This window comes from Streptomyces sp. NPDC051636 (genome assembly GCF_044453765.1).
Lineage (GTDB): Bacteria > Actinomycetota > Actinomycetes > Streptomycetales > Streptomycetaceae > Streptomyces.
Genome location: NZ_JBITDA010000036.1, coordinates 16,213 through 21,770, shown reverse-complemented (window position 1 = coordinate 21,770; position 5,558 = coordinate 16,213). Strand labels below are relative to the sequence as shown.

Below are 5,558 nucleotides of genomic sequence, written 5' to 3'. Positions count from 1 at the left end.
GTTATCGCCTTACGTTCCCAGGATTCACGGAGGCCTGCTGATTAATATTGTCCAAGGCGTCGAACTGCGGCTTCTGGATGTCGGAGATCTGCTCAACGAGGGCGGCGTGAGCCGCAGTGACCGCCTGAGCGAGGCCCTTCACGGCGGCAAGCATCCGATCGGTGTCCATTTTCTCCTGCGGCCCCACAGAGTTAGCGAAATCATTGTTCCCCCCCTCTGTCCCCGCCCAGCCCACGTAGGGCGCCCTAAGGTCCAGGTACTGACCGGGGAGCTCTTGGGCGAAAGACAAGAGCGCGAGGAGGTCCTTGGAGTTGTGCGTGAGCTGATCGACGTCAGCGGAATATGCATCTGGCATCGCTAGGCCCCCGCCCGCTTCCTGGCAACCGCCCCGTGTTCGGCGGACGCGGTACCCGATTCTTCGTCGTCATCGTGGATTTCGTCACGGAGCCGACTCATGGCTGTGGGCTTCGGGGCGTCGGAGGGGTCACTGAGCATCGACCCGAAGATCTTGTCCCAGTCGACATTCCTGCGCTCCGACATGCCCCCGCCGGGTACCTTCCTGGCGATCGGATCCAGCATGCCGACCACCCGACGCGCCATTTCGGCGCGGGCCTTGTTCGTGGCCTCGAGCACCGCGGCGGACAACTGCGCGGCAGTCATGTTCTTGTACATGCCGCCGAGGAACTCCAGACCGGCGAGCTCGCCCTTCGCGCCGACCGTCACCTGAACCGACCTGTCCGCCGAGCGGGCCGTTTCCGATGCCTGGCTCAGCTCCCCTTCCACCTTGGCCACGGCTTCCTCGGTCGCCTTGAGGTGAGCCATCGCCTGCGCCACCCGGTCTTCGAGCGATCCGTCCAACGCCATCTCCTCACAGACTCTTGGTTCCGGTCCGTCCAATGGGCCGCAACTTCTGGATGGGCGCGTGGCCCTGTGCGCTTACCGGCCCAACGCCTGGGGCGCTCCGCCCTCTTCGGCTCCCCAGACGTCGTCGTCCTCTGCCAGCCAGGCATTGCGCACCCGGTCGCTTTGGGTCTTCTGCTCCCCTCCTCCGGGCATACCGCCGCCCATCGGGGGCATGAAGGGGGCGTTGCTGCTGGCGGTCTGCACGCCCCCTGGCACGATCTGGTGTTCTTCTTCCTCCACGGTCGGCTTCGGGTTGATCCCTCGGCCCGGCCGGGTGACACCGGTCTCCAGGACGTTTCGGGTCCGCTCGCCCGAAGCGGCACCGGACTCACCACCGCCCATCCCCCGCATCTGTGGCGGGAACATCCCGGGTGACCCTCCATGTGAACTGGACGGTCCGCCGATGTCGGAGGCGTCACCGGTCCCGCCCCGCCCCAACGCGGCCGCCATGTCGTCCTGGTTGTAAAGGTTGTCACTGAAGCTGGCCGCGTACGGCGAGTTGGCGGCGGCGTGCGGCAACGAGACATCAGGAGGCCGCGGAAGGTCAGCGATGCGCTGGCGGATCAGGTCTTCGATGTTCTTGCCTCCACCATGGGCGCGGTCCTGGTCGGCCTGGATGTCACCCATCCGCCGGTCGAATGTCGCCCGGGCGTCTCGGCGCGCCTGCTCCGCGTCGGCGCGGGCGTGATCCCGGTCGGCCTGGGCTTGCGCCCTCTGGTGGTCGTAGTCCTTCTTCGCGTCGGCTTCCGCAGCGTCAGCGTGGGCCTTGGCGTCGTGCTCAGTTGCGTTGATCTGGTCGAGCCGGTGGTGGAGTTCCTGTTGCCCCTCTTGGGGGCTGAGCTGACCGGAAGCGACCTGGTTCTCGATGTCGCGCCTGGCCTCCGCCCGGTCACTGGCGGCCTGTTGCTCTGCCTGGTCCCGCTGGGCTTCGGCCTCTGCCTTCCGGTGCTCGAACTCCCGCTTGGCCTCAGCCTCCTTGCGGTCAGCGGCCTGCTCGGCCGAGTCACGGTGCGACCGGGCATCGTCGAGTTGATGCTGGAGATCGGCCTTCGCGTCGGCCTTGGCCTGCTCCGCATCGGCCGACGCATGCGAGTTGCTCTGCGAAGCTTCCTGCCGGGCCTGATCGACCTGTGCCTGAGCCCTATTCTGCTCTGCCTTTGCCTCGGCCTCAGCCTTCTTCCGGGCAGCCTCGGCATGCGCCGCAGCCTTGTCCTGGTTCGCCCTGGCCTCGGCCTCCGCCTTCTTCTGGTCGGCCTGCTGCTGCTTCCGATCCGCCTCGGCCCGCGCGCGGTCCGCCTCGTTCTGCGCCTCAGCCTTCTTCCGATCCGCCTCGGCATCCGCCGCAGCCTTGTCCTGGTTCGCCCTGGCCTCGGCCTCCGCCTTCTTCTGGTCGGCCTGCTGCTGCTTCCGATCCGCCTCGGCCCGCGCGCGGTCCGCCTCGTTCTGCGCCTCAGCCTTCTTCCGCGCAGCCTCGGCATCCGCCGCAGCCTTCTTCTCCTGCGCCTTCTGCTCTGCGCGGTCCTTCTTGGCCTCGGCTCGTTGCTGCTCGGCGAGCCTGGCGCCCGCAGCAGCCTGGCCGGCCGCATCGTTCTTGGCCTGCGCGCGGTCCGCCTCGTTCTGCGCCTCAGCCTTCTTCCGATCCGCCTCGGCATCCGCCGCAGCCTTGTCCTGGTTCGCCTTGGCCTCGGCCTCCGCCTTCTTCTGGTCGGCCTGCTGCTGCTTCCGATCCGCTTCAGCCCGCGCGCGGTCCGCCTCGTTCTGCGCCTCAGCCTTCTTCCGATCCGCCTCGGCATCCGCCGCAGCCTTGTCCTGGTTCGCCCTGGCCTCGGCCTCCGCCTTCTTCTGGTCGGCCTGCTGCTGCTTCCGATCCGCCTCGGCCCGCGCGCGGTCCGCCTCGTTCTGCGCCTCAGCCTTCTTCCGATCCGCCTCAGCCTGGGCCCGGTCCTTGTCGGCCTCCTCCTGCGCGCGTCTACGATCCGCATCAGCCTGTTCCTGAGCCCGCCTACGATCCGCATCAGCCGCTTCCTGAGCCCTCCTCTGATCGTTCAGCAAGTCTTTGTTCTCATTGTTCAGCTTATTCTGTGCATCCTTCGCGTCCTTCTTTTCCTTCTTGGCTGCCTCATTCTCCGCAATGGTTGTGAGCGACTCGTTGTCAGCCTTCAAGTTCATTTGATCAAACGCATCTGCCGCATTCTTCATCGCCTTCGAGATAGCCGCGATGGATTGTGCAGCCGGCGTGCCGAGTTTGCTGCTTATGGAGTCCTGCCATTTACGTACGGCGTCCTCGCCGATTAGCTTCCATGTGCTCGCTTCATTGGGCGGGCCGTAATCTTTGCCATAGATCTTGATGGTGTTCTGGAAGCCGGGTGTTGCATAGACGTACGTGGTTCCGCCTTCGGCCTGGTAATCGACCTGAAGGTGCTGGATGTCAAGCGAAGTGTTAAATCCGTCCCAGAGCATGTCGTACAGCCAGCGAAACGGATTGCTCTCCACCCTCCAGGAGGCCCATGCGTTGTGAAGGTTTACGGCCTCCGTGTAGAGCACGTTTTGGAGTTCGATGATGGCGCGGGCGGGTGCGGAGCCGACTATGTCGCCGTCGATAGAAGGAGTCGGCACATACAGCTCCTCACCGCCGGAGACTTGGTCGGCGTACTCCTCGTAATTTTTGGCCAGTTTATGGACGAATTCTTTGAATATATTCGCCCCGGTGCCGTCCCAGGATTCACTACCCTTCCCGATGTCCTTCGAGTCCCAGGTTCGCATGGTGTCCGCAGCGTCGACCAAGAACTTCACGGCGCGATCGAACGCCTTGGCTACCTCCGTGAAGGAGCGAAGGTCGACATAACCGTCGTCGGGCACCGAAATGCCTCGGTCCTCATAACCCTGAGTGCTGTAGGGATCGAAGACGAGCTTATGCAAAGCCCAATACGAACCATTGACATACTGCTCCAGAGCCGTGGTGTCATAACTGATGTATAGCGCGTCGTCGTGCCCCTTGTTAAACATCCCCCGGTCGCTCAGGTACTTGGAGGTGTGTTTCTCTTGCGCATACGAATCCTCACCGCTGGGAATCGCATCCGACGCGAACCTGGTAAAAGTGATGTTTGCGATGTAGTGACTGACCCAGTCCTGCTTCTCGGCGGGGTTACGTGTACCATCCGTGTCATACCGAAAATAAGGAAAGACAAAGTCCGTGTTGCTCTTCCGCCAACCACCCATACTGGCGAATCCCGGGTAGTACTTGGAATTCTGGATCCTCTCGAGCCGCACATGCATCAGAGGGATCCCCTCGTTCCCCACAAGGCTCCCGAGGACATTCGCCTGGTCCGGCAGAAGATAACCGGTGAGCATTGCGACCGCGTTTTTCCAGTTATCGTCATTGTTGACGCCGGCGGCATCGTTTTCAGCCATCAAAATGCTCCGGAGCGGTGGTAAGGAATAAAGGGGGATGTCTCTCGGGTCAATCTCCTCTATGACTCTGCATGAGAATCCGACCCGTTGCCGCCGTCATCTCCCGTGCCGCTGCCGCCAGTGCCAGCATTATTGGCGGAAGTCAGGTCACTGTCGACGTCTTCGAATATATCCATGAAGGTATCGATCGAAATCTTGTCCAGACTTTTGGCCTGCGTCTCCTTCATCTTCTGGATGGTTTCCCGCAAGGCATGCTCAACGTCCTCGAAGAGCTTGTCGTGGTTCCTGAACAGCTGGTAAATCTCAGACGCCGAATTCTGGATGCTCTTGTTCAGTTTGTCGCCACCCACCTGAGGAATTTTCGTCCCGCCGGTGTAGATCACCGGCTTCTTGTCACTCTTCGCATCACTGGTATCGCCCTGGCCACCTCCCGTGGACGCGGGCGTGCTGGCCATGTAGCCCAGGCCAAGCGGCTTTTGGGCCACCAGCGTGGTGACGGTGATATCTCCGTCCGCGATGAACTCGAGCGAGCGACCGCTGGGGTCGTCGTGCAGCATCTTGCGTAGCACGGTACGGAAATCGTCGAAGTCGACATCGATGAACTGCTTCAGCCATTCGGTGCTGAGAACGGTTTTATTGGCCATCTCGTTGCCCTCCAACGCGTACTGCGCTTGACGCGCCCCAGAAACGAAAACCCCGTGCGGGATCAGTAACGTGGGCCGGCACCGTCGGTCCTCGCCCGGCACGGCGAGGACCGACGGCGTCCGGTCCGTGTCACGCTGCCGTTCCCTCCTGGGGCACCCGGGTCATCGTGCATGGGGGTGCCGAGCGGGAGGCAGCGCCTTCTGCCTACGGTCAGCGGCTTCCGATCTTGATGTCCCCCCACCTCTGCGCCAGGTTGTTCTCGGTGAACCGGTAGTTGCCGGAGATATCGGTGAGCAGTGCGGAATGGCTGGCGAGCAGCGTCTTGATGTTCTCGATGGCCTGATTCCAGTTCGCCTGCACCTTGGTGTAGACGTCGCGGTCGTCACCGACCCAGGTGCTCTTGAGCTGGGTGAGCTCCATCTCCATGTTCTCGATGATGCTCATGATCGCCCCTGACTGGGAGACCATGTCATTCGCCGCGTTATCGGCGTGCTTGTAGTCGACGTAGATAAAGCCATCGCTGAAATCCATGGAGTCCTCGATTCGCTGCGAGTACGGTGCGGTGCGGGCGCTGCCTGCGGGCGGGGCGGCGTCCGGTG

Annotated in this window: 5 protein-coding genes; all 5 read right to left on the bottom strand. The window is 62.8% G+C overall.

Annotated features, from left to right (window positions below; translation table 11 throughout):
* Position 1 precedes the first annotated feature (1 nt).
* Positions 2-355 carry a hypothetical protein gene (locus ACIBBH_RS37710; RefSeq protein WP_399412689.1) on the bottom strand — a complete coding sequence of 118 codons (354 nt, stop codon included), beginning with the start codon at positions 353-355 and terminating at the stop codon, positions 2-4.
* 2 nt (positions 356-357) lie between these two features.
* On the bottom strand, positions 358-858 hold the full coding sequence (locus ACIBBH_RS37705) for a YbaB/EbfC family nucleoid-associated protein (RefSeq protein ID WP_399412687.1): 501 nt from the start codon (positions 856-858) through the stop codon (positions 358-360).
* Between the two features lie 78 nt (positions 859-936).
* Positions 937-4,314 carry an AAWKG family protein gene (locus tag ACIBBH_RS37700; RefSeq protein WP_399412685.1) on the bottom strand — a complete coding sequence of 1,126 codons (3,378 nt, stop codon included), beginning with the start codon at positions 4,312-4,314 and terminating at the stop codon, positions 937-939.
* A 59-nt stretch (positions 4,315-4,373) separates the two neighbouring features.
* The gene (locus tag ACIBBH_RS37695; protein ID WP_399412683.1) at positions 4,374-4,958 is read right to left on the bottom strand and encodes a type VII secretion system-associated protein; all 585 of its coding nucleotides are present in this window, start codon (positions 4,956-4,958) and stop codon (positions 4,374-4,376) included.
* A 211-nt stretch (positions 4,959-5,169) separates the two neighbouring features.
* The gene (locus tag ACIBBH_RS37690; RefSeq protein WP_399412681.1) at positions 5,170-5,490 is read right to left on the bottom strand and encodes a WXG100 family type VII secretion target; all 321 of its coding nucleotides are present in this window, start codon (positions 5,488-5,490) and stop codon (positions 5,170-5,172) included.
* Positions 5,491-5,558: the final 68 nt, after the last annotated feature.

What these genes read in the sequence shown, in the direction of transcription:
- ACIBBH_RS37710 (WP_399412689.1), bottom strand. Translation starts at nt 355, where the DNA reads ATGCCAGATGCATATTCCGCTGACGTCGATCAGCTCACGCACAACTCC.
- ACIBBH_RS37700 (WP_399412685.1), bottom strand. Translation starts at nt 4,314, where the DNA reads ATGGCTGAAAACGATGCCGCCGGCGTCAACAATGACGATAACTGGAAA.
- ACIBBH_RS37695 (WP_399412683.1), bottom strand. Translation starts at nt 4,958, where the DNA reads ATGGCCAATAAAACCGTTCTCAGCACCGAATGGCTGAAGCAGTTCATC.
- ACIBBH_RS37690 (WP_399412681.1), bottom strand. Translation starts at nt 5,490, where the DNA reads ATGGATTTCAGCGATGGCTTTATCTACGTCGACTACAAGCACGCCGAT.